Below are 26,649 nucleotides of genomic sequence, written 5' to 3'. Positions count from 1 at the left end.
GTTGTATATCATTGACCCTCAGTGGTGGATCATTGTAGCCTTTGCAATTTTGTTTGTAACCCTTCCTATCTTTTTATTGAAACGTTGGCGCGAAAAAAGCTGAATCAGAGAAAAAGCCTTCCTTATTGATAGGAAGGCTTTCCACCTTATCCCTTAACCGCTCCCTCCGCGATTCCTTCCATAATGAATTTCTGAAAGAATGCATAGATTAGGATAACCGGGATGGAGGTCAGCACGAGTGCGGCCAGAATAAGCGACCATTCCTTGTTGTACTCTCCAAACAGCATATTGGTCGAGAGAATCAGGGTGTAATGGTTCACATCCGTCAACATCAACAATGGAAGTAAAAAGTCATTCCAAATCCACAAGAAATCCAAAATCGCGATAGTAACTGTAATCGGCAGCAGCAAAGGAAATATAATGCGAAAGAACGTCTGAAACTCATTACAACCGTCCATTTGTGCGGATTCTTCCAGCTCACGCGGGATGGATTTGACAAATCCATGATACAAAAAGATCGCCATATTCACACCCAAGCCGATATAGATCAGGGCCAAGCCGTACGTACTGCCCTGAACGGACAAATCTTTTGCCATTCGTGTAAGCGGTATCATAATGGAGTGAAACGGCACCAGCATCGATGCGACAAATAGGAAGAAAATCGCACTGCTCAGTTTCCCCTGTGTACGAGACAGCTTGTAGCCTGCCAGCGCCGAACAGATCACAATGCCACCAATGCCGATAAAAGAAATAATCGTGGAATTCAGAGCGCTGTTCAGCAAATGAGTCTGATGAAAAGCCTGACTGTAATTTTCAAAATGAAGCTTTGTTGGCAGCACTGTAAAGGATGCAAACATCTCACCCTGTGTTTTAAACGAATTAATTACCGCCATGTAGATCGGGAAGAAGGACACGACTGCGCCCACGCACAAAATCAGCGTAATCAGCAAGGAATTGGCTTTCTTCAACCTCATGCCTCCACCTCCCTCTTCTTCATGACACGCAGTTGAATCAGGGTGAAAATGAGAACAATCGCGAACAAAATAACAGATTTGGCACTCGCATAACCATAACGGAAGTTGTTGGAGAACGCCTCCTCATAAATGTTCATTGTAATCACCTGTGTACTGCGCCCCGGCCCCCCGCCAGTCAGTCCGTATACGACCTCATACACCTTGAAGGCACCATTCAGCGTCAGGAAGAAACAGATCGTAATCGCATGAGTAATCATCGGCATCGTCACACTTCGCAATGTCTGAAATGCGTTCGCCCCGTCAATAATCGCAGCTTCCTTCAAGCTTTGTGGCACGCCTTGAAGCGCAGCCAGATAGATGATCATCATATAACCGACACCATTCCAGAGCGACACGATAATAATAGCGAAGAAAGATACTTTCGGATCGCCCAGCCACGATTGGCCCAAAAAGGCGATAGCCGTCTTTTCGGCGATCTGTGGCAGCACGGAGGAAAAAACGAATGTCCACATAAATGCGCTAATAATGGTACTGATCATATTGGGCATAAAAAATATCGTCCGGAAAAATCCTTTGGTACGTGTACGCGACTCAATCAACACTGCCAGTGCCAACGCCAGTACATTTTGCAGCACAATCATGACGAATACGTATTTAAGGGTAAACCAAAGGGAATTGAGAAAATCGGGGTCTTCTTTCAACGATTCCACAAAGTTCCCCAAGCCGATAAAGCTGTAATTGGGATTCAATCCGTTCCAGTCTGTAAAGCTGTAGTACATGCCGCTGATCGTTGGAATGAGCAGGAAGATGGCGTAAAAGATCAGCGCCGGGGCTGTAAACGCCAGTAGCATGACGTATTTTTTATAGATTTTAAAAGGCATGGAGTCTCTCCCTCCTGGTGTAATTCTGTAGGTTACCGTTACTTATTCACTTTGTTATACGATTTCCATGCCTTATCCAGCGCCTTAATGACGTCATCCTGCGAGAGCTGACCAGCATAATAGGATTGTAGCGATTTCCCTGCCTCGTCCTTGACCGCTTGCGGGATCGATGGATCTTGGTACGACTTGCCCGCTTTTACATATTCGGTAGCGTCGTTAACCCAAGGATAGCTTTTAAACGTATGCACTTTGGAGATCGGGTTAAATTTCAATGCTTCATAGAACGCACTGGAATCCTTGTCATCCAGCACATAGTTAACAAAATCGAGCGCAACCTCCTTATTCTTGCTTGTAGAGGATACAGCCAGCGAAGTCGAAGTGGACAAATTGATCAATGTCGCATTCGGATCGTCATTGATCGGCAACGGTGCTACCCCAAAATCCATCTTCGGATCCGATTTTAAAATCGTTTCTGCAAACCACGGTCCCTGAATCCACATCGCCGCTTTACCCGAGGCAAACGCAGCCGATCCATCATCCCCACCGATTTCCAGCGCCTTGTCCGTACCGTTGCTATTCACCAGATCAATAATATCGAACATGCTCTTCATTTCGGAAAAAGAGCCTTTATCCTGATTCATCCGGTCGATAAAATCCTTATTCTGTGTGTTCATCATCGCACCCGCTGTCAGCGGCACGAACAGCTGTGGAATCCAGGATTCCTTGTAGGACAACAGGAACGGTTTCACATTATTCGCTTTCAGCTTCTCGACCACTGCCTTCATTTCGGTTAACGTTCCCGGCGGCTGCAAATCCAAATCCTTAAATATCTTTTTATTGTACAAGTAGCCCCATGAGATCGTCTCCAAAGGAACCGCTACGACCTTTCCGTCTTTGGTTGTTACCGAAGGCTTCACACTATCCATCAATTTGTTAACAAAAGGCTGACCGGACAAATCCTCCAAATAGCCCGCTTTATAAAACGGAGGGATTTCATTCACCGCGTGCAATGCAAATACGTCCGGCGCATCGTTGGATGCGAGTCTTGTCTTCAAAATTTGTGCAGCGTTGTCCGCAGGCGGCATCTCCAGTTGAACCGTAACGTCGATATTTTTATCTTTCTTCTCTTTCGCTACGAACGCATTAATGTATTTATCGTAGTGCTCCTTCAAACGGGGCTGAGCAATAAACATTTTGAGATTCACCGTTTTGCCGTCTCCACCGGAACCGCTGCTGTCACTGCCTGAAGAATTCGCTCCACACCCGGCCAATAACGTGCCAACCAGCATTGTGCTCAATACACCTTTCCACATTTTCATAAAAAATGACCTCCCCTATTTTGAAAATAACTGCTACCCACCGGCAAATCAGTTGTTATTCAAAGCAGCTATGCCGCCGGTCTTCAACCTCTATTCAGCTCTGTGCGAACTTCCTAAAGGCCAAATTCCTTTGTACTGCTTGTTTTGTATACGCTTTCATTATAGAATAGGAGGTCACTTCTGCCATTGGACACCCTTAGCTTATTGGATTGGACTTTTTTAAACTTCCTTCCTCATTTCACCGGGTGCCATGCCAAAATGCTTTTTAAATACCCGATAGAAATAAGACACATCCTCATATCCTGCCATCTCCGCAACTGCTTTAATTGAAACCTGTTTATTGACCAGCCATTCTCGCGCCTTTTCCATTCTTCGCGCTACAATATAGTCCGTTACATTTTGACCATACTCCTGCTTAAATACCTTGCTCATATACTCCTTGCTCACAAAAAAGTTTTTCGCCAACTGCTCCAGTGTAATCGGCCCAGCAAAGTGACTGTCGATATATCGCCGTACCTCTTCTAAATTCAGCTTGTTTTTGTATTTCCGCTGCCGAATGAGCTGATCCAGTTCCTGAACATAGCACGACGATACGAATTCCAACGCATGTTCTACAGAGGATACGGCATCCTGCGACAGTAGAGATCCTGCCTTTGCCGTAGAAGTATCCAGCCCGTTATCCGCTGCCAGCTCTTTCAGCAGGGAAAGAAGCTCCTGCACTAGCCTGCCTAGCATAGGTGGACTCGGCGCTCCATAACTCTCCAGCTCCTGCATAACCTGTCTGCAGGTTAGGTTCACCCCGTCACAGTTCAACTCATTAAAATAAAGACGCAGCAGTTGCTTATACCGGGTCAGCTTGTGAAAAAACTCATAATCCAGCTCCGTCGCTTCTTGCTGCTGTTCAGCAGCCTTGACCTCCAGATCGTTTTTGCATTTGAGCAACACTGCATTCAGCTCGGCAGGATTGACTGGCTTTAACAAATAATCGACGGCCTTGTAACGGATGGCATGTTTGGCATACGCAAAGTCATCATATCCGCTCACGACAATGATTTTTACATCAGGACAATGGTTATTTAGCGCTTGCAGCAGCTCCACTCCGTCCGCACCCGGCATGTGCATATCCGTAATCACAATATGGGGAGCTAACTCCCCGACTAGTCTGAACGCCTCGTCTCCGTCCTCAGCCTCACCCACTACCAACATTCCGAGTTTTTCCCATGTGCCAAATGTCTTCAGAATATCGCGATTCCACGGCTCATCGTCCACAATTAATACTCTGATCATACTTTTCCCTCCTCTGCTGAGATGAATGGAATGCGGATGGTAACACGTGTACCAACACCCTGCTCACTATCTATCATCACTCCGTAGTGCACTCCAAAATTCATCCGTATGCGTGAAGACACATTGCTCAATCCGATATGACTACCCTGCGCCCAGATCGGTTCCTCCGACGCTTTTTCCAGCTTTGCCCGTACCTTTTCCAGCTTGTCCGGGGTCATGCCGTTTCCATTATCGCAAACCGTAATACACACATCTTCTCTCATAATCTCCACTCGAATTCCCATTCGCCATGCCCCTGCCTTACGGTCAAGACCGTGCTGAAACGCGTTTTCTAACAATGGCTGAAGCGATAGCTTAGGCAGACGAATATCCATCGCCTGTTCTTCCGTATCCACCTGAAACACTAATCTTTGTGGAAATCGACGTTGTTGGATGCGCATATAATGCCCTACATGGTCGAGCTCTGCGCGTAAAGAGGCCAAATCCTGAGGCTCCCGTACCACGTAACGGAACATCTCACTCAGCGACCGAATAACTTCATAGGTGTCCTCCGGCTTTTGAGAAAATACCATACTCCCGATCATTTGCAGTGTATTTTGCAGAAAATGTGGATGAATCTGTGCCTGGAGCGCTTTCAATTCAGCCGTCTTTTTTTGCAAATTGATACTGTATTCCGTCTGGATATGCTCGCGGATTCGGCCTGCCATCCCATGCAGACTTCTTTCCAGCAGTCCTATCTCATCCGGACGTGTACTTGGCTGTCCAACCGGTCCTTTGATCATATCCAGCTCCTGTACGGAACGTGCCAAATGAACAATCGGACGTGCAGTCCGCCATGCGATGAAAACGGCAATGCAGATGGAAACCAGGATTGAAATCACGCCGACGATGATACCATACAGCATCGTTGAAAAGGCGCTGTGGTTAATGGAGGAAGTGGGTACGATTTTGACCAGCTTCAGCCCAACTACATCCAGATCATTATAGAACACATAATGTTCAGCAGTTTGAATCATCCCGGGGCCCGGCTTAACGTCACGCAGAGCTGTCAGCACTCCTGCAGGAGGAGGCGACTGAAGAGCCTGTGCTGGATACATAACCCTGCCATCTGCATCTGTAATCAACACTTGATGCTGATCCCCTCGTCCCAGCAGGCCCAGCGTCTGATCGAATTGAGACCACAATACATCCAAAGAAATAGCTCCCGTCTGCTTTTGGTCTTCAAAACGCCGAATACTGCGCGTCAGAGTAAAGCGTTCCGGGTCAGTAGAGCTTGGGCGAATCAAATAATCCTTATTCGCTTGCCACATCTCGGCATACTGTGGGGGAATACCGCTCACCGTCGTAATTTCATTTTGCATGCTATTGAAGGTAAACAAGGTTTGCGATTGCTTCGAATAAAGCTGGATGCCGATCACATGACTTCCGGCCGAATAATACACATTCGCCATCGTATTCAGCATTTTTCGCTGGGCATTAAATTGGCTTGAAAGATTGTCAGGCTCGCGCTCATTCAAATAATCGCTCAGATCAGGACTGATCTGAATGCTGTAAATCAGATGATTCAGACGATCTAGCTGATCGCTGATATAGATCCCCGTCCATTTCATATTGGACATGTTCGTCTCTACCACTTCCGTTTCCATGGAAGCTCTGCTTTTCTCCGCAGCCAGCACCGTGACAGCAATGACCGGCAGCACAGACAAAACAACCATCGTCAAGATCAGCTTGAGCTGAATGCTACGTCGATACGGGGCCGTCAGCGCCCGGAACCAGCGAACTGCTCGGGTTGGCATAGCGATGCACTCCTCTTTCAGCCATATGCGAAAACGCCCCGCAATTCGCAGGGGCGCTTCATGTACCGGATACTCCCGGGGAAAACCTATATGATATTATTCGTAAGTTGGTTTCAGCTCATTATTCATCATTTACGCTTCTTCGATAATTATAACACCCCAAGGCTCTAATGGAAGCGTTTCTCCTTGGGTAACCGCATGCTCCCCAATCAGCTCCTTGCCGTCTCCATGCGGATAGACCACCGAGCCTGCTTGTTCAGAATAGTTAAAATAGTACCGGATTGTCCGTCCTAGCTCATTCGTGCCGGATTTAACAATGATCGGATAAGACGTTTCCTGATCCAGTCCCCATACTCCTGCCTTTTTGGCTACAGAGCTGAATAGTTCGCGGATGACCGCCGGGCTGACGATACAGCCGATATAGGTCGCTGTTCCCTGACCATAGCGGTTTTGCGTAATTGCTGCATATTTGCCCCAATGCGGGTGATCGTAATAGGCCAATACTTCGGCGGTCGTCGGGGTAATCAGCTCCATCCACGTATCTACCTGATTGTCCTCTGGTGCCACCCCAAAAGGATTATTCTTAAGCGTCACTTTCTTCGGCTCCACGAACAAGCTGTAATGAATGCCGCAGGCTTCGCTAATCACGCCCGGCTGTCGGGACGTTCTCACCTGCACATGCTCGTTGGTAAATCCGCTTCGGAATGTGTATACTACATGACCACCTTTTTCCACATATCGGTTCAGCTTCTCCAGTAGTGCATCTGGGGCAGAATAGAGAACCGGGACGATCAAGAGATCATAGTCGTCAAACGATTCTGTACCTGGATGAACAATATCTGTCCCGATATTCAGTTTATACAACTCGTCATACAAACGACGTACGATGTCATTGTAATTCAACGGACTACTCATATTAAATTTAAACCAGTCAATTGACGTCAATGCTTCGTTGCTGACCAGAATCGCCGTTTTATTTTTTTTTTTCAAGTTGACCAAATGCGGAGACAATCTTGCAAAATCCTTCCCTATGGTCTGTGCTTCCTCATACACTGGATTCGGCTCAAAATCATGGCTCAGCAGACCCTTCCAGTAGGTTTCGAAGGAATTATGGATGGAATGCCAGTGCCAGTATGCCACCATATTGGCCCCTGAAGCCAGATGGCTGAACGCTTGCAGACGCAATTGCCCCGGATAGGGAACCCAGTGGGTAAAAGCCTGCGCTTCCGTTTCTAGCACTAGATAGTTGTTATTTTTCGTCGAACGTGCCACATCGCCACCGAAGGAAATTTCAATACCAGTCAGGTCATCCTGTGATGGATGGTAAATATCCACCCCAGTCACATCAAAGGCTTGCGATGCCGCAAAGTGATCCACGTCTGGCTGAACACCAAAGGAATGACCTCTCCATTCAAAATCAAAGTTTTGCGTAATAAATTGGTCCTCCCGCTTATATTCCTTCACCAGCGCGACCTGCCATGCCAGAAAGTCCGTCACCAGCTTGCGCTGGAATTGGGAAAAGGCTGCGCCCAAACTTCCATTAATCGTTCCGACCACTGAAGGAAAGTCCTCCCAGCTATTGATGCGATTACTCCAATAGTCCAGACCAAATTTGCGGTTTAGCTCCTCCAGCGATTCGAACCGCTCTCGCAGGTACTTTACAAATTGCAATTGCACATTAGGCCCACTCGTGTTGTAATGCTTGGTCTCATTATCCGTCTGAAAGCCAATGACCGCCGGATGCTGACTCACCCGTCCGATCAGCTTGCGTATGATTCGCTCGGCATGAAACAGGTACACCGGGTTCGTAATGTCCATAATCTGGCGAGCACCATATTTGCCCGGCCCTTGAGGCGTTGTCGCCAATACATCAGGATGCTCCTTCACCAGCCACGTGGGTACGGCATAGGTGGGCGTCCCCACAATGGCTTCAATGCCCGCCTTATGCATGGCGTCCAGCACCCGATCCACAGAAGTAAAATCAAACACGCCATTTTGCGGTTCATGCGTACTCCAGGTGGATTCCGCAATCCGCACCACGTTGATGCCCGCATCCTTCATCATTTGGATATCCTGGTCCAAACGGTCATATGGCATATATTCATCATAATAGGCAACACCGTACAGTAGCTTTTTCATCAAGTCGTCCTCCAATTAGGTTCATCAGGATTTTGCAAAATTCGATTCCAGCCACTCCGATGATCGGAGCACTAAGTGCATTCCATATACGGGCTAGTACAAATAGAGTACTGATAATTGAAACAGATATGTCAACATAATCCGCATCACTTTCAAAATGTCTATATATAAGCACTTTCTTTTATATAAAAGCTTATACAATAGTATTTGTAAGCGCTCTTTTATTATAGTTAAATGTTAGATACAATGAGATTGTCTAAGCGGTGTAAAATTTGCCCTAATCGAAGGTGATCTGATGATATTAAATCCTGATGTTGATCCATCTCTATTTCATGATTGCCAATGGCTGCCCATTATTGACTGGAATGTGAAATTTTTTGGCGCCCATATTCACCGGGTCCAAGCGGATTGGTGCATGCCGGAGGAATCTCATATCGGTTTTGAAATTGCACTCATTTTAGAAGGTCGTCAGGAAACGATTATGGAAAATAACGTATATTCGGTTGGAGAAGGTGATATTTTAATCATTCCGCCGGGTTTTAAACATGTGAGTCAGTGTGTTTCCCCAAACGGCATGTACTATTTTAGCTCTCATTTTAATGTCGATGATCCATTATTCCGTCAGGAAATGATTAAAAGCAATCAGCTCTTTTTTCCGGCGGGTACTGAAACGAATGCCAAGCTGCAAAAGGTTGTCCATAGCTGGATTGGCATGGTGCGGGAAAGCGGAGAATATACGACAGCAGACCGTTTTCGCATGCAGATTGCCTTATTTGAGCTATTCGGGATATTCTCGCAAATGATATCTACCAGTTTGGAGCCCAGAATTGCGCCTTCATCCGTTCAATATGCCAAGGCCATCATGGAAGCTATTCAATCGAGGTTTAAGCCTTATCGGGAAGATGAATCTGGCGAGCAAGCGTTCCGACTTGAAGATGTGGCGGCTTCTCTCGGGATCAGTCCTGGCTATGCCCAGGAAGTATTCCGCAAGGTATACGGCTATTCACCACGTCACTATCTATCGGAAACCAAGTTGCATGAAGCTAAGGTGTTGATCCAGCAGCCCAATCTACCACTCAACAAGGTAGCTTCCCTGCTCGGATACTCCAGTCTGGCTCATTTCAGCAGACAGTTCAAGCGCTGGACAGGCACCAGCCCACTTAAATACCGCCAAACGTTAAAACCGATTACTAATGAACAAAGGATTAAGATATAAGGACGGATAGCAAAGGCTCCACCGTGTTATTCAACCCAAAAAAAGAGCGTGACACCGAATATTGCGGCTGTCGCGCTCTTTTGTCTCTATTTTCTACAAGCTGTACCGTTGCCTTAATGATCTAAAATCTTCACCAAGCTCTCATCATTCGGATCACAGCCTAATATCCCCTATATGCTGGTGCACCACATACATCATCCCCATCAGGAATACGGCCAAAGCCAAGTAACCGATGCCGAATTTCCAGCGCGATGATGCGGGTACTTCGTAATACTTATCATTTTCAAACGGAATATAATCAATCCCACACAGCAATCTGAGCTGGTACGCATCCGGCGTCGGTATATGTTCCACACCGTTCAGCCATACATCCTGGACAAGACACTGCTGTGGCAGCAGAAGTGTCTGCTCCACATCCAGACTTTCCATATACACCGTCACATATTGCTGCCCCTCTAAATCCGAGTAGGTATTAAAAGATAATCTGCGCGTGTGCTCCGGTCCAGGCAGCGGATATCCTTGTTCATACAGATGCTGTACGTTCACCAGTGGCTTTTGCAAAAAGGATTGGACCTTAGCCTCTTCTTTATTGCGTTTAACATATTTTTTGTACAAATCGTAGGCAAAGAACGCCCATATCAAGAAAAATAAAAAGGATTTTAAATATACTACGACTACAATTCCACCCAATAGACCCACCAGCCACAGCCAACGCGTCACTGCCGTGGAAATCCGTCCTCCGTCGAGCGGATGAATCGGCAGCAGGTTGATCAGGTTCAGGAAAAAGCCGACATACGAGAGCGCATACAACAGGGGACTGTCTGTTGCATAGGCTCCTGCGTATACTGCCATAGCCCCAATCGTCCCCAGTAACGGGCCGCCCATGGCCACATAAGCCTCTGTCTGCGCATCCAAAGGTTGACGTTTCATGGTGATCAGCGCACCGAGAAAAGGAATAAATAATGGTGCTGATACGGGAAGCCCCTTGCGCTTGGCGGCCAATACATGTCCCAGCTCATGTACAAACAACAGCAACACGAAGCCGACCGCAAATCCCCACGGGTAAATGATCGCATATGTGCTAATCGTTATCGCCATAGATATCAGCGCACCGCCAAATTTACTGAATTTTAAAAGGGCAAGTAACGACTTGCCTTTCAGAAGAAGCAATGCTGCTGCACTACCAAGGTACCATTTGGATGAGCCGGATTTGGAATGGTCTTTTTCTCTTCATTTTGCAAAAGTATCCGTCTCCTTTCTCTAACACTTCCATTGTATCCTGCTATGTGCAGCTTGTAAAAACTTCTCTACCTTCATTACTGTACAGCGTCTGTACGTTTCATCAATTCAACATACTGAATTAACTCTGCCTTTTGTTGCTCTAAAGTATGAATTCTGTTCGTTAACCCGACAAAAAAAGCTTCAATTTGGTCTCTGATAGCATTGGCCGAATGCCCAGTCCATTCATGCAGACGCCCATATAATACACGTGCCGCTTGTTCATCTGTGCGAAGTTTGGCGAGTAGCCAGGTCAGCTCCTTTTCGGCAAGCAATAGCTCTTCCAGTTCGACCCGTAATTGTCCGTTCAAATTACTGGCCACCTCCTATGTATTCATTTTTCTATATCGTTAGTACCTTGTTATTAGCGTTATTAGCTAATATCTGCCTGGATAAACTGCTCTATTTTGTACTCGAGATTGTAAAGAAATTCATTAGTCGTCCGTAAATGCCACTGACTAAATTCCATCATGGAGGAGTCAAGCTGTGTTACAATCGGCTGCAACCGCCGACTCTGACTACTGTGCAAATAGCGTGAAAGCCTGGCTCTGACACGTTGGAAATCTGCATCACATTGTTGTGCATTCGCCTTCCATTTTTCAGCTACAGCGAGTAGATGCTCCGGCATGACTTGAATCGTACCTGCTGAAGCAGATGTTGCCGCCGTTACCAGCGCTGCCTTTTGGAATTGAGTTAAGGTCTGTCCTAATTGATGTATCCAGCCATCCACCGTTTCCATTAGGTTAAAGTCAGATGGAATACGCGGAGATTCCGCGATTCGTTCGCCTGTTACAGGATCATATAGCGGGTTGGATACATAGCCATTCTTATCAAACTTATAATGATTGAGTGAGTGATAGGAAGGCCCACCCAACGTGTTGTCCACTCTCTCTTTTAGTCCTAAGCCTTCATTAGCTGTTTGATAATTATTGTCAATATGGTAGGAAGCTCCTACGTGAAGATCGTACCCTCCCCCAATAAAGCTAGCTATCATATCACTGGGATGCAGAAAATTCGTAATTTGATGGTCAAACTCACCATTTTCTGCTTTCTCTCTGTACTCCGGTGTCAGACTGGAAATGACCGAAGGCGCACAGAATGTAACCGCATTTAACCCTGTATAAGCAGCTACATATTGTGCATTCCCTCCTCCCAGCGAATGTCCAGTTAGCGAGAAGTTGTAGTTTTTGTACTTGTTTTGTATATCCTTCGCATAGTCCTCTGCCTGATAGAACTGGTTCGAGCTGCCGAACAAAGCCTTATCTACGCTTTTTTCTTTCTCTCCCATCCAGTTGTTAAACGCCGTGAACCCTAAAGCGTCGTCCATTTTTTTCATTTTTTCATTATATTCATCTGAATGAATATTCAAGCTACCGTGAATTTTGCGGTTAATTTCAGGAAGTGCAAGAGTCACATCGTTATACAGATCCTGTGGATCATCCGTTTCCGTCCCACGATAGGCGATAACGGCCTGTTCCGTTTCTTCGTTGTAAAATGTGACAGCGGCAAGTCCCGAATCCTCGCGATCGAGCGTGTCTAACACTTTCCAGCCGGGGAGTTCTTCTGATGGTTCAGCACCTTTTTTCATTTTTTTATAGGCCATTTCAGACATTATTTTATAAGTTTCGTCACTTACTTGAAGTGAACTCATACTATTTACACTCCTCTGATCTAGTGATTTTTCTTTTTATCTTGAAAGCCTGGATAAGTCCCATTTTCAATAAGCACCTTTTTTAGCTCGGGACTTATAGCAAAATTCGAAGTTTCCTGATTTTCATAGTTTACAGAAATCGTAAAATCCTCTTCTGCATGACCTATTACATTGCCACTTATATCTACCTTGTTTGTTACATAAGGAGGAAATTTTTTTGCATATGTGATTTCAACGTCTAGTTCGTATTTTTCCTTCAAATATTGAACAGCCGTAGCTTTCGCCTTACTGATCAGTTCAGCATCTTCGTCTTTATTCACCTTGTGGCATCCTCCCAGTATTAAAATAAGGGCTATCAACACCATCATTCCTTTTAGATATCGGTGACTGATCCTAATCATCCCTTTCATATGCGTAACATCCATTTTATATCCACAAAATCCCTTTTATAAATTGTACCTTTTCTTTCCAAAGACAATCAATACGCCATAAGACATGGGATAGGGTTAAGTCTACGGTATCAAATCGGTGTGGAAACCTTCCGTTCTTAGCTGATAAGTTTTATTTCTCGTATAATATCATCCATATTTTTCAATTACATTCCCCACATGTCCATCCTCCTGTCTGTTCTGTTATCATGTAAGAAAACGGAATAACCCAGGAAAGGATTACGAACCATGAGTTTTGAACTTACCCGACGAGCCATCAGACAACTATGCAGTCAAGCCGCTTATGACGACGGGGATGCCTATTACCGGGCCAAAAGAGTGGCCTTTACACAAATAGATCATGATGAAGGGGTATACGAAGCTACGGTCAAAGGAAGCAGCTTTTATGCTGTTGCGGCGATGATCCGATCCAATGGAAGTATCCGAGCAGAATGCACCTGTAGCACATTTCAGAACACCGGTCGATATTGTAAACATATCGCAGCTGTTCTCCTTAACGCCCATGATATACGCCGTGGAAAGAGTCTGTCTGTGCGCTCCTATGCCTCCAGACTTCATCCCGGTACTGCCCCAGATACAGCAGGAAGCATGGATTCAGACGGGATGTACACATCTACAGATGCTTCATATGATCACACTGCTAGAACAGCACGATCCTCTGACATCACACAAGGCGATCTCCAGCTAACCGACAGCATGTTAAAGCTATTTGGCCGCAAGCGACCGCTTCGCAGCACACCAACCCTACTGGATACTCGCGCGGTCTTGGATTTTCAGTTCGTGATCCGACCTTTTGCCTACGGTTACCAAAAATATATGTTTGGTGTGGAAATGAAGGCCGGTCCCAAACGATTATATATCGTCCAGAAAATCCGTCCGTTTCTGCAGAGTATCGACCGTGGGGATAGCTACATGTTCACGAAAAGCTTCTCATACGAGCCTGAGCTGTACCGCTTCCGACCTGAACATGACGCTATTCTCCAGCAATTATCCCAGGTGTGCCACCATGAGCGTATGATTCGGGAAACCTCAGGCACGTATTCATCTTCCAGTAGTCATATGAGCGGCGAGCGAATGCTCCTCATCCCGCCTGCGGCTTGGGAAAAGCTGCTCCCCTTGCTGACAGCAGCACAGGGCGTCTACTTTGAAATTCACGGAAACATGAACGAGGGTATTCCCCAGTCCGACCTGATGCTTCCGCTGCAATTTGAATTTGATGAGGCTGAGGCCGAAACCGAAGGCTACCAGCTAAGCATACAAGGATTGGATGACTTGACCATCATGGAAGACTATGGTGTCGTCATTGCCGATGGCAAGCTTGTCAAACAGAAAGCCGACCCCTTACGGCGTTTGTCCGAGCTAAAACGGATGGTAGAAGTACATCACAGGCGAAAAGTTCAGATCGCGCCAGAGCAGATGGAATCTTTTATGGACAAGGTTGTACCCGGGTTAATGAAGCTCGGACGTGTTCATATAACACGTTCCGTCTCAGATCGGGTCACACAGCAGCCATTGAAGGCCAAGCTGTATCTGGACCGAGTAAGAGACAAGCTGCTGGCAGGGCTGGAGTTCCAATATGGGGATATCATCATCAACCCGCTGGAAACAGATGCACGAACGCCTGGTAACGACCGAATTCTGATACGTGATGGAGAACAGGAGCAACGGATTTTGGAGCTGATGGAGCATAGCTCCTTTGCCAGAACAGACAGCGGATATTTTATGGAAGATGAAGATGCAGAGTATGATTTTTTGTACCATACGGTTCCGCAACTGGAAAAGCTGCTGGACGTCTATGCTACAGGTGCAGTCAAAGCAAAAATAAACAATACTCTGCCTACCCCAAGGATACGCGCGGAGTGGGATGAACGTACAGATTGGCTTGAATTTAAATTTGATATGGAGGGCATACCGGAACCGGAAATTCGCAAACTGCTCAAATCGTTAGAGGAAAAACAGAAATATCACCGTCTGCCGAATGGTGCCTTGCTGCCGCTGGAAACAGAGGAATACAAGGAATTGATTCGGTTCATGAATGAAACAGGTATCCGCAAAAGTGATCTGGATGCAGCCCAAATTCGTGTTCCCGTCACGCAAGGACTGTACTTAATTGATCCTCACGATCATGGGAAAAACCTGACTTTGGGTAAAACCTTTCGCCAGCTACTGGAAAATATACGCAACCCAGACCATCTCGACTTTCCAGTTCCAGACATGCTTGCCCCAATCTTAAGAGATTATCAGGTTTACGGCTTTCAATGGCTTAAGACATTGGCGCATTACCGTTTTGGGGGCATTTTGGCAGATGATATGGGGCTGGGTAAAACGCTGCAAAGTATCGCCTTCCTTGTCTCAGTATTGCCGGAAATCCGCAACCAGCAGCTTCCAGCCATGATCGTGTCCCCTGCATCACTGGTGTACAACTGGCGGAATGAGCTGGAGAAGTTTGCTCCACATATCCGCGTTACTATCGCAGATGGCAGCCCGGAAGAACGCGGCCGGATCATACGGGATGCCGCCAGTTATGACGTCGTCATTACGTCCTACCCGCTGCTACGACGCGATGCAGATGTGTACAGCAAGCCATCGTTTCATACGCTCATTCTGGACGAGGCACAGGCTTTCAAAAATCATGCCACCCAGACGGCACAGGCTGTTAAGGATGTAAAAGCTCGTTACCGTTTTGCCCTGACAGGAACGCCAGTAGAAAATACGTTGGAAGAGCTGTGGTCCATCTTTGACGTTGTATTTCCTGCGTTATTTCCCGGCGGGAAAAGAGCGTTTCACAACCTGCCTCGAAATGTGATTGCCAAGCGGGTTCGTCCTTTTTTGCTGCGCCGTCTCAAGAGTGATGTCCTCAAGGAGCTGCCGGAAAAAATCGAATCCGTGCAGGTATCCCGGCTTCTGCCAGATCAGAAAAAGCTGTATACGGCCTATCTGGCCAAGCTCCAGCATGAAACGTTAAAGCATCTCAACGAGGAAGGATTTCAGAAAAATCGGATCAAAATTCTCGCAGGTCTAACCCGGCTTCGTCAGCTCTGCTGTCATCCTGGCTTGTTCATCGAAGGATATACGGGAAGCTCCGCCAAATTTGAACAGCTGTTGGAGATCATTACGGAATGTCTCAGCTCCGGGAAACGGATGCTCATTTTTTCACAGTTCACCACGATGCTTCAAATGATCGGACGCGAGCTTGCTCGAGAAGGAGTGTCCTACTTTTACCTGGATGGGCAGACTCCCGCTCTGGAACGAGTCGAACTGTGCGATCGCTTCAACGAAGGAGAACGCGAGCTGTTCCTGATTTCCCTAAAGGCAGGAGGTACTGGCCTGAACCTCACCGGCGCAGATACAGTCATACTGTATGATCTATGGTGGAATCCCGCTGTAGAGGAGCAGGCTACCAACCGTGCACACCGAATGGGCCAGAAAAAAGTCGTGCAGGTTATTCGTCTCGTCGCCCAAGGCACAGTAGAGGATAAAATGTATGAACTGCAACAAAAAAAGAAAAACATGATCGACCAGGTCATTCAGCCGGGGCAAGAAACCCTTTCGGCACTGACCGAGCTGGAGATTCGCGAACTGCTCATGATCTAGCTAATTCCACATGCACAAAAAGGTCCAATCACGGTAGAAATCTTCCCGTATTGGACCTTTTTGCTTCTAATATGATTGTTTGGATCGAGCAGATTAATCCTGTTTTAATACTCTAGGTTCAATGGGAACCAGGTTAGACTCAATCTGGGTGCGCTGAGGCTCATACCATTCAGGCAGCATCAGCTTGTGCCCCAACTCATTCAATTCCTCATCCACCGTAAATCCGGGCGGATCGGTTGCGATCTCGAATAGAATACCGCCTTGCTCGCGGAAGTATACGGCATTGAAGTATTGGCGATCTACAATGCCAATAGTCCCAAAACCCTGCTGGTGAACCCATTCGTTCCACGCTTGATGCTCCGTATCATCCTGCGCGCGCCAGGCAATATGGTGAACCGTACCGGCACCGCCATTCCCCCACGGGACATCTTTGACCGGAATATCGATCAGGTTGCCCAGATCACCTGTCGTCTGATAGCGGATGTAGCCTGCATTTGCGTCTTCTCCGATGAGAGTCATCCCCAGGACGTTCTCCAACACCCCTTGCGTATGTTTGGAATCCGCACTGTACAGTACCGCCCCGCCAAAGCCCTTGATCGCTTTATCCGTAGGCACACCCCCGGCTGTCCACGTGTTCAACGGGCCACCTTCCCGCTCCACCAACTCCAGATGTAAGCCCTCGTTGTCTCGGAACTGGATGAATGACTCGCCAAAACGATTAGCCTTCGTGAAAGATACCTTCAAGCTGTGCAGACGGTTTTCCCAGTATTCCAAAGCACCGGATGGCACGACATACGTCGTAATCCCAACCTGTCCGCCTCCAATCTTACCCTTGCGTGTACCCGGAGCTGGAAAAAAAGTAATGATTGTTCCCGGGCTGCCCTCTTCATTACCAAAGTACAAATGGTATACTTCTGGAGCATCAAAGTTGATCGTCTTTTTAATCAATCGCAGACCAAGTACGCCTGCGTAAAAATCAACGTTGCCCTGCGGGTCGCCTGCAAAGGACGTGATATGGTGAATTCCAGCGGTTTTCAATGACATCTTTATCACTCCTTCATTAACATGTTGATTTATTTACACAAATGATTTACAAATTTCAAAATCCATTGTAGCTGACAAATTGTCCAACCGGCTTGCGGTATCCCCGTGCCCGCTGACCCGATTCGTCCTCTTTACCCAAGGTAATCATCATCACCGGTACAAATTGCTCTGGAATATTCAGTACTTCCTGCACCTTCGCCGGATCAAAACCGATCATCGGGCATGTATCCCAGCCTTTGTCCTTGGCAATCAGCATAAATTGCATAGCCGACAGGCTGGCATTACGGATCGCTTCTTCTCTCTGGAAGACAGGTCCCCGCTCGCGATAAAACTGAGTTACCGATTCCACTGTACTATCATATTCCTGCTTGCTCAGGACACCTAAATTCAGGAATCCTTCGTTGAGGTCAGCTACCTTGGTATAAGCTTCTGTATCCCCCAACACTACAATGGTCGCCGAAGCCGTTAATATTTTATACTGCTTACTTGCCTCATCATGCAGTCTTTGTTTGGTATCCGCATCCTGCACTACGATATAACGCGCATGCTGTAAATTAAAAGCCGATGGAGCAAACTTCACCAACTGAAATATTTCTTCTAGTTCTTTTGCATCTATAGTAACATCAGGAATAAATTTAGAAGCTGATCTTCTCTCTTGAATAATATTCACCAGTTCGCTCATGTTAAGTTCCACTCCTTGATATTATTTTCAAATGAATTATCTTTAAATTAAGAATATATCTATTTGTGATTTCTGTCAAGTAAAACTATAAGTATTTTTGGATACAAAAAAAGGGCTTCACTCAGCCCTTTACAGATCCGTTGCCCGTATTCTCATCGTAATCGCTTCACGTTGCGCTTTGGTTAAGCTCTTGAAGACCAGCTCATACGAATGGTCGATCATGCTGTACAAATCCTCCAGTGGGAAGGTAGCATCAACCTCAATCGTATTCCAATGCTTTTTATTTAAATGATAGCCTGGCTTAATCGCCTTGTTTTGTTCACGCAAATTTACCGCAATGACTGGATCACATTTCAAGGATACATGGCTAATACCATCCTTTTCAGTCAGGAGAGCAAACATCTTGCCCCCTACTTTGAGTACCAGGGGATCAGCACCAAACGGGTAATCCTTAACGGCCTCTTTTTGGCTCAAACCATATGCTACAATTTGCTCAAACACCAGCCTTCTCTCCTCTGTTCCGAGTTATTTGTTCTACGAACCTACCTATTTGCGCCCTATTATATCACCTTCATACGCTACATATACACTAAGTCCGTGCTACATTTAGGGGAACTGTGCTAAAGGTGAACCACTACGGATACCGTCGCACACACTGTTCGGATTGGCTCTATATGGGACAGGATAGCTGGTTCGCGAAAAATAATAATGACTACTGTTAGGCGCAATAAGGTAGCGCCTATTTTCCTCTTAATTCACTTCATCCCCCTTTAATCATCCATGTAAAAAAGTGTTTTATTTATATAAGCTTATACGGAAGCGAAAGCTTTTTTAAGCGGCAAAAAATAAATAAAGGAGATTTTTTTCGTGAACTCAAACACTGCTCTTATAAGAAAAGGCGGTGCAAATGTGTCGTCTTCCAAACGTCTCCCGTGGGTCGGGTTGCTGGCTTTAGCCATGGCGGGATTCATCTGCATTCTTACAGAAAGCCTGCCTGCTGGATTACTGCCACAAATTGCACAGGATCTAGGGGTCAGTTCATTAAGATTAGCGGGGCCTTTGCCGATGCTTTCAGACTGCACGCTCGATACTTCCGATCTATGTAAAATTGTAAGCATTACGAATTAAACTCAATATAGTCAAAGAGCGTTAACCTGCCAACACGAAAAACGGACGCTGTCCTTGAAGAGACGGCATCCGTGTGAATATAAGAAGCGCTTTAGATCGAAAAGCTCGTTTTCTTCAATTCTTCCGTGCTGAACAGAATATCGTAATCCTTGATGTCTTCCCGCCGAACAAATTGCTCCGCAACTTTCCGAACAGACGCTTCATCGGGTCCATGAATCATGGCGTATAAATTATACGGCCAATCGGGGTGCGTCCGGCGCTTGTAGCAGTGGCTGACTTCCGAATAATCGGCCAGCCTTTTTCCTGCCTCAGGTATATGCTCCTCAGGAAGTACGCAGATGAACAGGCCATTTGCTGAAAATCCCGCTTCCCTATGCTTTAGAACGGCTCCGATTCGTTTGAGTGCTCCTCCTGCCTGCAGTGCCTGCAAGCGCAGAAACACCTCTTCCAAGCTGCAACCTGTCTTATTGGCAATCTCGGTATACGGTTCAGTTGACAACGGAAGATCTCCCTGCAGTTCGCGGATCAGCTGCACATCCGTTATTTCTATTTTGCATGGTTCCTGTTTGGAGGTTGCGACTCCATTCAAGTTCGGGCTGGGTGTAATGGCTGATGCATCAGCCGTTTCTTCCATATTCAGAAAGACCTTTAGTTTGAATAATTGCTCGGAGGGAAACTCATATAGCAGCGGCCCTCCCGCCGCTTCACGGATCGTTTCAAGAATAGCCCCCCGTTCTTCCTCGGTCCGGGAAGTCAGCGTGAACCACATATTGAGCCTGCTGCGCCGGCGGTAGTTATGGGTTACGCCTCTATACCTGTTGATGACAGCAGCGGTCTGGTAAAAAAGCTCCTCCCTGACTGCCATCGCATACAAACAGCCTCTAAATCCCAGTCCCGCCGGATTAAACACCCCGCCGATCCGCCGGATGAATCCCTCTTTCTTCATCCTTTCAAGCCTTTGAAGCACATCTTCCTGGCGTAATTCCAGTTCCTCCGCAATGGCATTCCAAGGGCGTCTGACCAGAGGAAGCCCGATTTGCAGCCGATTCAGCAGCTTCCGGTCGTTCGAATCCAGGTCCACTATTCCCACCTCCCCAGCTTACAGCGCCGCCGATCTTTTGTAACACCACGGCTCTTCGGCCATGAAGTTGCCGCCGCTGTAATAGTACGATCTCGCCCGGCAGCCGCCACAAATGCCCACATCGGGGCAGGAGCCGCATTCTCCTTCATATTTCTTGAAGTCCCTTAAATCCCGAAACACCGGATTATCCCGCCATATTTCATCAAAAGGCTGCTCGCGAACATTCCCCACCTTGACCGGCAGGTACGGACAAATATGCACCTCGCCATTCGGCAGCACAGAACAATAGGAGACCCCGGCCAGACAACCGCGCGTGTACCGCATTTCCAGCCCCATGCTCTTGGCAAGCGGCATGAACTGGGGAGCGCATGTCGGTTTGATTTCAAGGGATGTTGACTTCTGTTTGGACAGAACACTGCGCAGAACCGAGTAATACCGTTCCCGCTTCAGCCCGTCTTCTTCGATATGGACGGCCCGTCCGGTCGGGACGAGAAAGAACGGGTGCAGAGAGGACACATGAAGCTCCTCGGCAAGCTGGGCAACCTGCACGAAGTCATCCATATTTCCCTCGGTCAGCGTCATGTTAATCTGCACTCTCAGCCCGGCTTCCCGGGCATAACGAATGCCCTCCAATGCTTGCTGCCAGCCTTCTGGCGCATTCCTGAACCGGTTGTGATACTCAGGCGTGGCGCTGTCTATGCTGATCGCAATGCCCCCCAGCCCTGCTTTTTTCAGCTCCGCAGCTTTGGCGGCGGTCAGAAGCGTGCCGTTGCTGCCAAGTGCGGGACGAAGGCCGATAGACGAGGCATACGCGATCAATTCGCAGAGATCTTCACGGATCAAGGGCTCGCCGCCGCTGAATATGAGAAGCTTGAATCCAGCCTGCTTGATCTGATCAATGAGCCGGATGCCTTCCTCCGTGGTTAGCTGGTCTTCTACAGACGATGTCGGCCCCGAGTCACGATAGCAGTGTTCGCAGTATAAATTGCATTTCTTGGTCACATTCCAGGAAACGAGCATGCGTATTCAGCCTTCCTTTCCAGTGTTATACGATTCCAATTTCACGGTCACTTAAATAACAGGATGGGTCCTCCGCCCAGAAATCACCGCTTACCGAAGCCCGGGCCCGGAAATTCCCGTTACAGATATCCAGCCAATTGCATTCTCTGCAGCGTCCCTTTAGCAGCGGTTTACGGTCGCGCAGGCCGACCATTAGCGGATGAGCGGCATCACGCCAAATCTCGCTGAATTTCTGCTTGCGGATATTACCGATTTCGATATCTCTCGTGAACTGATCGGGATAGACGTTGCCGTGCCAATCCACGCAGCCGATGGCTATTCCGGAACGGTTGCCGCCGTTTCTCTGAAGCAAGCCAAGCAGTTCAGCTGCGCGCTCCGGGTCGCGCTCCATCATCCGCTGGTATAAGTAAACGCCATCCGCATGGTTATCAACGGTGAGCAATTCCACCGGTTTGCCTTTGCCATGCAGGTCCACCGTTTTAGCCATAATCCGGTCAAGAGCATGCCGGGATTGTTCATGGGTAACATCCTCTTGCTGCAGGGCGCTCCCGCGGCCGGAATAGACGAGATGGTAGAAGCAGGCCCGAGGAATATTTTCCCGCTCGATCAAATCAAGGACACCATCCAAGTCTTCATATGTATGTCTGCTGATCGTGAACCGGACCCCTACCTTCTGGCCGATGACCAAGCAGTTTCGGATACCCTGAAGCGCCTGCTTAAAGGCTCCTTTTCGCCCGCGAAATTCATCATGGCGCTCTTCCAGCCCATCCAGGCTTACACCGACATATTTAACCCCTGCTTCTTTTAGCATCTTCGCTCTGTCCATGGTAATCAATGTGCCATTGGTCGATACTACCGGCCGAAGCCCTTTGCTTGACGCATAAGAAATCAGCTCATAAATATCTTTGCGGATCAGAGGCTCTCCACCGGAAAAAAGCAGTACCGGCACTTGGAAGGCGGCCAGATTATCAATAAATACCTTAGCTTCCTCCGTCGACATTTCATCGGGATCATGGGCAGGACAGGCATTCGCATAACAATGTTTACAGGTTAAGTTGCAAGCCCGTGTCGAATTCCATACGACGACAGGCCCTCTGCCCGCGGAAACGCCATGAGGTTTGTGGCCCGGCTTAATGGTATAACGAAGATCATCGCCTTCTCCCTTCATACCGGTAAGTAGTTTCGTTACATTAATCATTTCCGTTCCCTCATCTCCCTATAATTAGATACCAGTTCTTTTTATCTTAAGATAACTTGTGAGAATAAGGATATGCGCTATTATCTTGCTCTCGCGCCGCATTAATGCTTGGGTCTGCAATAAGAAGAAACGTCTGACGGCGTCTTATTAGAGCTTATGCTTCCGAAGTAGCGATATGAGTATCGCTTTTAGGTACGTTTACCCGTAATGCTGCGGGTATCAAAAAGGTCGTGGCCGAAATGATTTTTTCTTACAGCTGAAAAAGTGCTAGCAGGTTTCACGGTTACACACAGCCATGACATTCAGCGTGAAATTTGGCAAAAGTATATATTTGTTGCCAGCATGAGCGGAACACTTCTGGCATTGGCTAATCGTAATATGTCATATCCGATACTTGAAACGGTGTATGCCCGATTAAAGGTCTATGAGCGTTTGCTGGACACAACTAATATTAGATAACTGGTGAATTCCTGCCGTTGAATATGTAGTAGGTGGCCATTCAAATAAGCAGATCCTTCTATGATGAAGGATCTGCTTTGGATTTTCCTATACCTGTCCTCTGCATGCTTGCTCAAGCCCTTGAAGTAATGCCTCCATTTCCTGTCTAGTTTCAGCGTTTGTAATGATGCCTTCTGAGTTCAGCTTTAATGTGATATGCGGAATAATGACCTTTCCATTCTCCACAATCTCTGCGTTGATCATTTGCAATGTGAGCAGCAGCGAGGCATGCGCCAGATGGCCGCCCATAGGAGACGGTGACGCGCTAATGACCGCTGTTGGTTTATTTACAAATTCACCTGAAGATACAAGCCAATCCAAGGCATTTTTCAAAGCACCCGGTACCCCATTTCCATATTCCGGTGTACAGATCAGCACTCCATCCACTTGTTTCAATTGTTCCCGTAGCCCTCTTACGGAAGCTGGCCCCTCATCTACATCCAAGTCAGGGTTAAAATGCGGGAGATCTTCCAACCCATCATAGACTGTGAACATCATATTTTCAGAAGCCAGCCCCATAGTAGCCTTCATAAGTGCTGTATTGGAGGACTTATGACGAAGGCTACCCGATATAGCCAATACCTTAATTTTCTGTTCCAACCGTATCATCTCATTTCTCCGAACTTGATCTGATCTTGCATATTCAGTGTACTATAGCTAACAAGAGAATTAAAAAGTGGATGAGCGTCAGCGATTTTTCCTGTGAACAAAAGGGCAATAAAAAAATGCCTGCGGTTTCGCAGGCATTTGTGATATATCAATAGTCACTATACTAGGGCGGAATCTGTATTGCTGAATCAAGTATCCTTCTCTTGCTTGCGTTTTATCCCAATCAGATCAAGGAAGAAAACAAACAACGGAATACCTACAATCAAGCCCCAAATTCCAATCAGATGCTCAGAGAAAATAAGTACGACAAAGGTAAAGAAAATCGGTAAATTCGTTTTGGATGACATCAGCTTCGGATTTAAGAAATAGGCCTCAATCGCATGAATCACCACGATCAATATAACCAGATAAATTACATATTGAATGCCACCGACACTGAAAGCGATCAGGCCGAGCGGTGCCAGTGAGATAAACACACCTGCCACCGGAACCAATCCCAGTACGAAAATGATGAGCGCAAGACCGAGCAGATTAGGGAAGCCCATAATCCAGAGCGCAATCGTGGTCAATATACAGTTAATAAGTGAAATCAGCAGTTGAGCCTCCAATACCTTCCCGAACGTACCCAGAAACATACGGCCAAAATGACCCACTTCCTTGAAAAACCAGCCCAGCTTGCTATCTACAAACGTAGCTGTAAAGCGTGTAATATAGGATTTTTCCATCAGGAAGAACAAGCTCAAAATAATTGACACCAGAAGCTGTGTTCCCAATTGACTGACCTTCATTACTGCACTCAGGCCAGGCTCAAATAGCCGCTGAACATTCAGTGTGTCCATAAATTCGATAATCGTTTCGTTCCATTGATTACGATCAGGATACATATACGCTTGCTGAATCATGAGATACACCTGCTTGACCTGTACAATGATTAGCGGCACCATTCGGTAAACGCCCCACACCATAATCAGGATCAGCAGACCATACACCAGTAGCAGTACGACCATTGACGGTACATTGACAAACCGCTTGACCAGCTTATTCACTCCGTTATATATACTGCCAATCAAGATCGTAAGAAGCAGTGTTAACAACATAATATTCATCATGCTTCTTAACATAAACAACAGCAAAACGATTATCGCAAGGACGGCTATCCGCCTGACGCCCGCATGATTCATCCAGTTTCTTACCATTCGTCTTTATTCCCTCTCTCCCACTTGACTGTCACCCTTTGCAATCTTTCCCGGCATTAACTTTCTCTTTTTAACAATTTACTGTTAGCGATCAATAGAGAACCTACCATGACTAGAATAGCAATGGACCACCAGAATGTATTTTTAGCATCATCATGGTCCACAATAATGAGCCTGATGACGGCCGTAATCCCAATATAGATGAAATAACGTAATGGAAAATGAAAATTGGTTTTAAAGTACTTAACTATTAATGCTATGAATTCAAAATACAAGAAAAATACAAGCAGCTCTTCCGTGAATTCATAGTAATTTTTGTCGGCCTCTGTGTACAAAAAAACATAAGAAAAAATGGACCATGTTTCTTTTAGAAGTAAGAAGCTTAAAATCAGCCCGACCAGAAATAGCGAGATATTTAAGATCATTTGCAGAAAACCAGGTAACTTCTCAATATACTTCATTAATGCATTCAATACAGATCCCCTCACTGGTTGTACAATATCATCTTTATTTATATTATCGGTGGTATACGTGAAAAATGCTACATTACTTTTGGGGTCACCTTAATGAAAGTTTATATTCGCCCCTGCAATATAACCAATGGAGATAAAAATAAGCGTCCATATCAGAGAACCTGCGCTTGCCACCAGCATATATTTTCGGACAGGCATCGCACTAAGCCCTGACAAATAGCTTGTTGCATGTCTGACTCCTGGGATAAAATAACCAAACAAAATGGTCCACAACCCAAAGCGCGCAAACCACCCCTTAACTCTTGCAAATCGCTTCGGTGTCAATCCAACCCACTTGCCGTGCTTATCCACCAAGGGCTGACCCAGCTTTTTGCCTAGCGTGTAGCTGATCATCATCCCTGTCATTGCACCGATGAAGCTGACTAAGATAGACACCGAATAATTCAGTACCATAATAGAAGATAAATAGCCGACAAACACCATAATAATTTCATCTGGAACCGGTAGGCCAATAATCCCAAGAGCAAGAAGAGCAAAAATAGCGATATATCCGTATTGTGTAATCATGCTGATGGCCCATTCCATAGGAGCGCCACCTCCTGACCGATTATTTTTTGAAGGACGGGAAGGGAATACGGCTAACCATCAGGAACGACAGCACTACCATTAACGCAAGCAACAACCCCGGCTTCAAATGCTCACTCCATAAAAACATAAAGGACAAGATCACTCCCGCCGCCGTAATCGGCATACCCACAAAGCCTTTACTAAAAGCCATTAGGTTGAATCTTGCCAATCTTACCGCACCACATATGACAAACAAAACAGCCACAAGTGGTCCTACCCAATGGGTATCTCCCAGCTTGTATAACAAGATCAAAAAAGCAGGGGCAACCCCAAATGAGACAACATCCGCCAGCGAATCGAGCTGTTTGCCAAAATCACTGGAACAATGCAGCAGCCTTGCCAGCAAACCGTCTAATACATCCCATAAAGCAGCCACCACCACGAGAATAAAAGCGGTCATGTATTGCTCATGAATCGTGAAATACAGGGATAAGACCCCTGCCCCCAGGTTTGCAATCGTGCATAGTGAGGGCAACCAATTCCATTTCATACTCTTAACTCCTTTGCCA

General features: G+C 46.6%; 23 protein-coding genes and 1 pseudogene. 3 read left to right on the top strand and 21 right to left on the bottom strand.

Annotation, left to right across the window (positions count from 1 at the left end; all coding sequences use genetic code 11):
• Positions 1 to 146 precede the first annotated feature (146 nt).
• From JOD82_RS12925 to JOD82_RS12900, 6 genes are all read right to left on the bottom strand, one after another.
• Complete coding sequence (locus JOD82_RS12925) at positions 147 to 974, bottom strand: carbohydrate ABC transporter permease (protein ID WP_209949411.1); 828 nt, start codon at positions 972 to 974, stop codon at positions 147 to 149.
• A complete protein-coding gene (locus JOD82_RS12920; protein ID WP_029515844.1) occupies positions 971 to 1,855 on the bottom strand; it encodes a carbohydrate ABC transporter permease in 885 nt (294 codons plus the stop codon). The genes JOD82_RS12925 and JOD82_RS12920 overlap by 4 nt, the downstream gene beginning before the upstream one ends.
• 38 nt (positions 1,856 to 1,893) lie before the next feature.
• Positions 1,894 to 3,174 (bottom strand): ABC transporter substrate-binding protein, encoded by a 1,281-nt coding sequence (locus tag JOD82_RS12915; protein ID WP_069010949.1) that lies wholly within the window; start codon positions 3,172 to 3,174, stop codon positions 1,894 to 1,896.
• A gap of 219 nt (positions 3,175 to 3,393) precedes the next feature.
• Positions 3,394 to 4,461 (bottom strand): response regulator transcription factor, encoded by a 1,068-nt coding sequence (locus tag JOD82_RS12910; RefSeq protein ID WP_029515846.1) that lies wholly within the window; start codon positions 4,459 to 4,461, stop codon positions 3,394 to 3,396.
• On the bottom strand, positions 4,458 to 6,257 hold the full coding sequence (locus tag JOD82_RS12905; protein WP_209949409.1) for a sensor histidine kinase: 1,800 nt from the start codon (positions 6,255 to 6,257) through the stop codon (positions 4,458 to 4,460). Before JOD82_RS12905 ends, JOD82_RS12910 begins: the two co-directional genes overlap by 4 nt.
• 132 nt (positions 6,258 to 6,389) lie before the next feature.
• Positions 6,390 to 8,396 carry a beta-galactosidase gene (locus JOD82_RS12900; RefSeq protein WP_165148306.1) on the bottom strand — a complete coding sequence of 669 codons (2,007 nt, stop codon included), beginning with the start codon at positions 8,394 to 8,396 and terminating at the stop codon, positions 6,390 to 6,392.
• A 295-nt stretch (positions 8,397 to 8,691) separates the two neighbouring features.
• Here JOD82_RS12900 and JOD82_RS12895 point away from each other — a divergent pair, with 295 nt between their 5' ends.
• A complete protein-coding gene (locus tag JOD82_RS12895; protein WP_209949407.1) occupies positions 8,692 to 9,612 on the top strand; it encodes an AraC family transcriptional regulator in 921 nt (306 codons plus the stop codon).
• Positions 9,613 to 9,765: 153 nt separating this feature from the next.
• Here the strand turns inward: JOD82_RS12895 and JOD82_RS12890 are convergent, their stop codons facing one another.
• The 4 genes from JOD82_RS12890 to JOD82_RS12875 form a co-directional block, all read right to left on the bottom strand.
• The gene (locus JOD82_RS12890; RefSeq protein WP_245249032.1) at positions 9,766 to 10,782 is read right to left on the bottom strand and encodes a site-2 protease family protein; all 1,017 of its coding nucleotides are present in this window, start codon (positions 10,780 to 10,782) and stop codon (positions 9,766 to 9,768) included.
• Between the two features lie 146 nt (positions 10,783 to 10,928).
• Positions 10,929 to 11,201, bottom strand: a complete 273-nt coding sequence (locus JOD82_RS12885; RefSeq protein WP_029515851.1) for a hypothetical protein — start codon at positions 11,199 to 11,201, stop codon at positions 10,929 to 10,931.
• 62 nt (positions 11,202 to 11,263) lie between these two features.
• On the bottom strand, positions 11,264 to 12,541 hold the full coding sequence (locus tag JOD82_RS12880) for a Tle-like phospholipase domain-containing protein (protein WP_069010945.1): 1,278 nt from the start codon (positions 12,539 to 12,541) through the stop codon (positions 11,264 to 11,266).
• 20 nt (positions 12,542 to 12,561) lie between these two features.
• Positions 12,562 to 12,861: a hypothetical protein gene (locus tag JOD82_RS12875; RefSeq protein WP_029515853.1), complete on the bottom strand. Its 300-nt coding sequence runs from the start codon at positions 12,859 to 12,861 to the stop codon at positions 12,562 to 12,564.
• Between the two features lie 357 nt (positions 12,862 to 13,218).
• On the opposite strand from JOD82_RS12875, the gene JOD82_RS12870 reads away from it, so the two are divergent.
• On the top strand, positions 13,219 to 16,584 hold the full coding sequence (locus JOD82_RS12870; RefSeq protein ID WP_069010944.1) for a DEAD/DEAH box helicase: 3,366 nt from the start codon (positions 13,219 to 13,221) through the stop codon (positions 16,582 to 16,584).
• Positions 16,585 to 16,677: 93 nt separating this feature from the next.
• Here JOD82_RS12870 and JOD82_RS12865 read toward each other — a convergent pair whose 3' ends face one another.
• The 3 genes from JOD82_RS12865 to JOD82_RS12855 all read right to left on the bottom strand — a co-directional run bounded on the left by JOD82_RS12865 (position 16,678) and on the right by JOD82_RS12855 (position 18,811).
• Positions 16,678 to 17,628: a ring-cleaving dioxygenase gene (locus JOD82_RS12865; RefSeq protein ID WP_069010943.1), complete on the bottom strand. Its 951-nt coding sequence runs from the start codon at positions 17,626 to 17,628 to the stop codon at positions 16,678 to 16,680.
• A gap of 55 nt (positions 17,629 to 17,683) precedes the next feature.
• Entirely contained in the window at positions 17,684 to 18,310 is a 627-nt protein-coding gene (locus JOD82_RS12860) for a nitroreductase family protein (protein WP_029515856.1), read from the bottom strand.
• A gap of 129 nt (positions 18,311 to 18,439) precedes the next feature.
• Complete coding sequence (locus tag JOD82_RS12855; protein WP_029515857.1) at positions 18,440 to 18,811, bottom strand: MmcQ/YjbR family DNA-binding protein; 372 nt, start codon at positions 18,809 to 18,811, stop codon at positions 18,440 to 18,442.
• A gap of 366 nt (positions 18,812 to 19,177) precedes the next feature.
• On the opposite strand from JOD82_RS12855, the pseudogene JOD82_RS12850 reads away from it, so the two are divergent.
• Positions 19,178 to 19,381: pseudogene (locus JOD82_RS12850) on the top strand (MFS transporter); the annotation flags it as partial.
• Between the two features lie 148 nt (positions 19,382 to 19,529).
• On the opposite strand, the gene ahbB reads toward JOD82_RS12850, so the two are convergent.
• The 8 genes from ahbB to pssA form a co-directional block, all read right to left on the bottom strand.
• Positions 19,530 to 20,519, bottom strand: coding sequence for a siroheme decarboxylase subunit beta (gene ahbB, locus JOD82_RS12845; RefSeq protein WP_176715701.1), 990 nt, complete (start codon positions 20,517 to 20,519; stop codon positions 19,530 to 19,532).
• Positions 20,520 to 20,537: 18 nt separating this feature from the next.
• Positions 20,538 to 21,539 (bottom strand): radical SAM/SPASM domain-containing protein, encoded by a 1,002-nt coding sequence (locus JOD82_RS12840; RefSeq protein ID WP_029515860.1) that lies wholly within the window; start codon positions 21,537 to 21,539, stop codon positions 20,538 to 20,540.
• A 25-nt stretch (positions 21,540 to 21,564) separates the two neighbouring features.
• Positions 21,565 to 22,737 (bottom strand): radical SAM/SPASM domain-containing protein, encoded by a 1,173-nt coding sequence (locus tag JOD82_RS12835; protein ID WP_029515861.1) that lies wholly within the window; start codon positions 22,735 to 22,737, stop codon positions 21,565 to 21,567.
• Between the two features lie 546 nt (positions 22,738 to 23,283).
• Positions 23,284 to 23,844, bottom strand: coding sequence for an NADPH-dependent FMN reductase (locus tag JOD82_RS12830; RefSeq protein WP_069010941.1), 561 nt, complete (start codon positions 23,842 to 23,844; stop codon positions 23,284 to 23,286).
• A gap of 188 nt (positions 23,845 to 24,032) precedes the next feature.
• Positions 24,033 to 25,040, bottom strand: a complete 1,008-nt coding sequence (locus JOD82_RS12825) for an AI-2E family transporter (RefSeq protein WP_029515863.1) — start codon at positions 25,038 to 25,040, stop codon at positions 24,033 to 24,035.
• A gap of 56 nt (positions 25,041 to 25,096) precedes the next feature.
• Complete coding sequence (psiE, locus tag JOD82_RS12820; protein ID WP_029515864.1) at positions 25,097 to 25,513, bottom strand: phosphate-starvation-inducible protein PsiE; 417 nt, start codon at positions 25,511 to 25,513, stop codon at positions 25,097 to 25,099.
• A gap of 90 nt (positions 25,514 to 25,603) precedes the next feature.
• Complete coding sequence (locus tag JOD82_RS12815; protein ID WP_029515865.1) at positions 25,604 to 26,098, bottom strand: DedA family protein; 495 nt, start codon at positions 26,096 to 26,098, stop codon at positions 25,604 to 25,606.
• A gap of 22 nt (positions 26,099 to 26,120) precedes the next feature.
• Positions 26,121 to 26,630, bottom strand: a complete 510-nt coding sequence (gene pssA, locus JOD82_RS12810; protein WP_029515866.1) for a CDP-diacylglycerol--serine O-phosphatidyltransferase — start codon at positions 26,628 to 26,630, stop codon at positions 26,121 to 26,123.
• Positions 26,631 to 26,649: the final 19 nt, after the last annotated feature.

The organism is Paenibacillus sp. 1182 (assembly GCF_017833915.1).
Lineage (GTDB): Bacteria > Bacillota > Bacilli > Paenibacillales > Paenibacillaceae > Paenibacillus > Paenibacillus polymyxa_D.
This window is presented reverse-complemented; position numbering and strand designations above follow the sequence as displayed.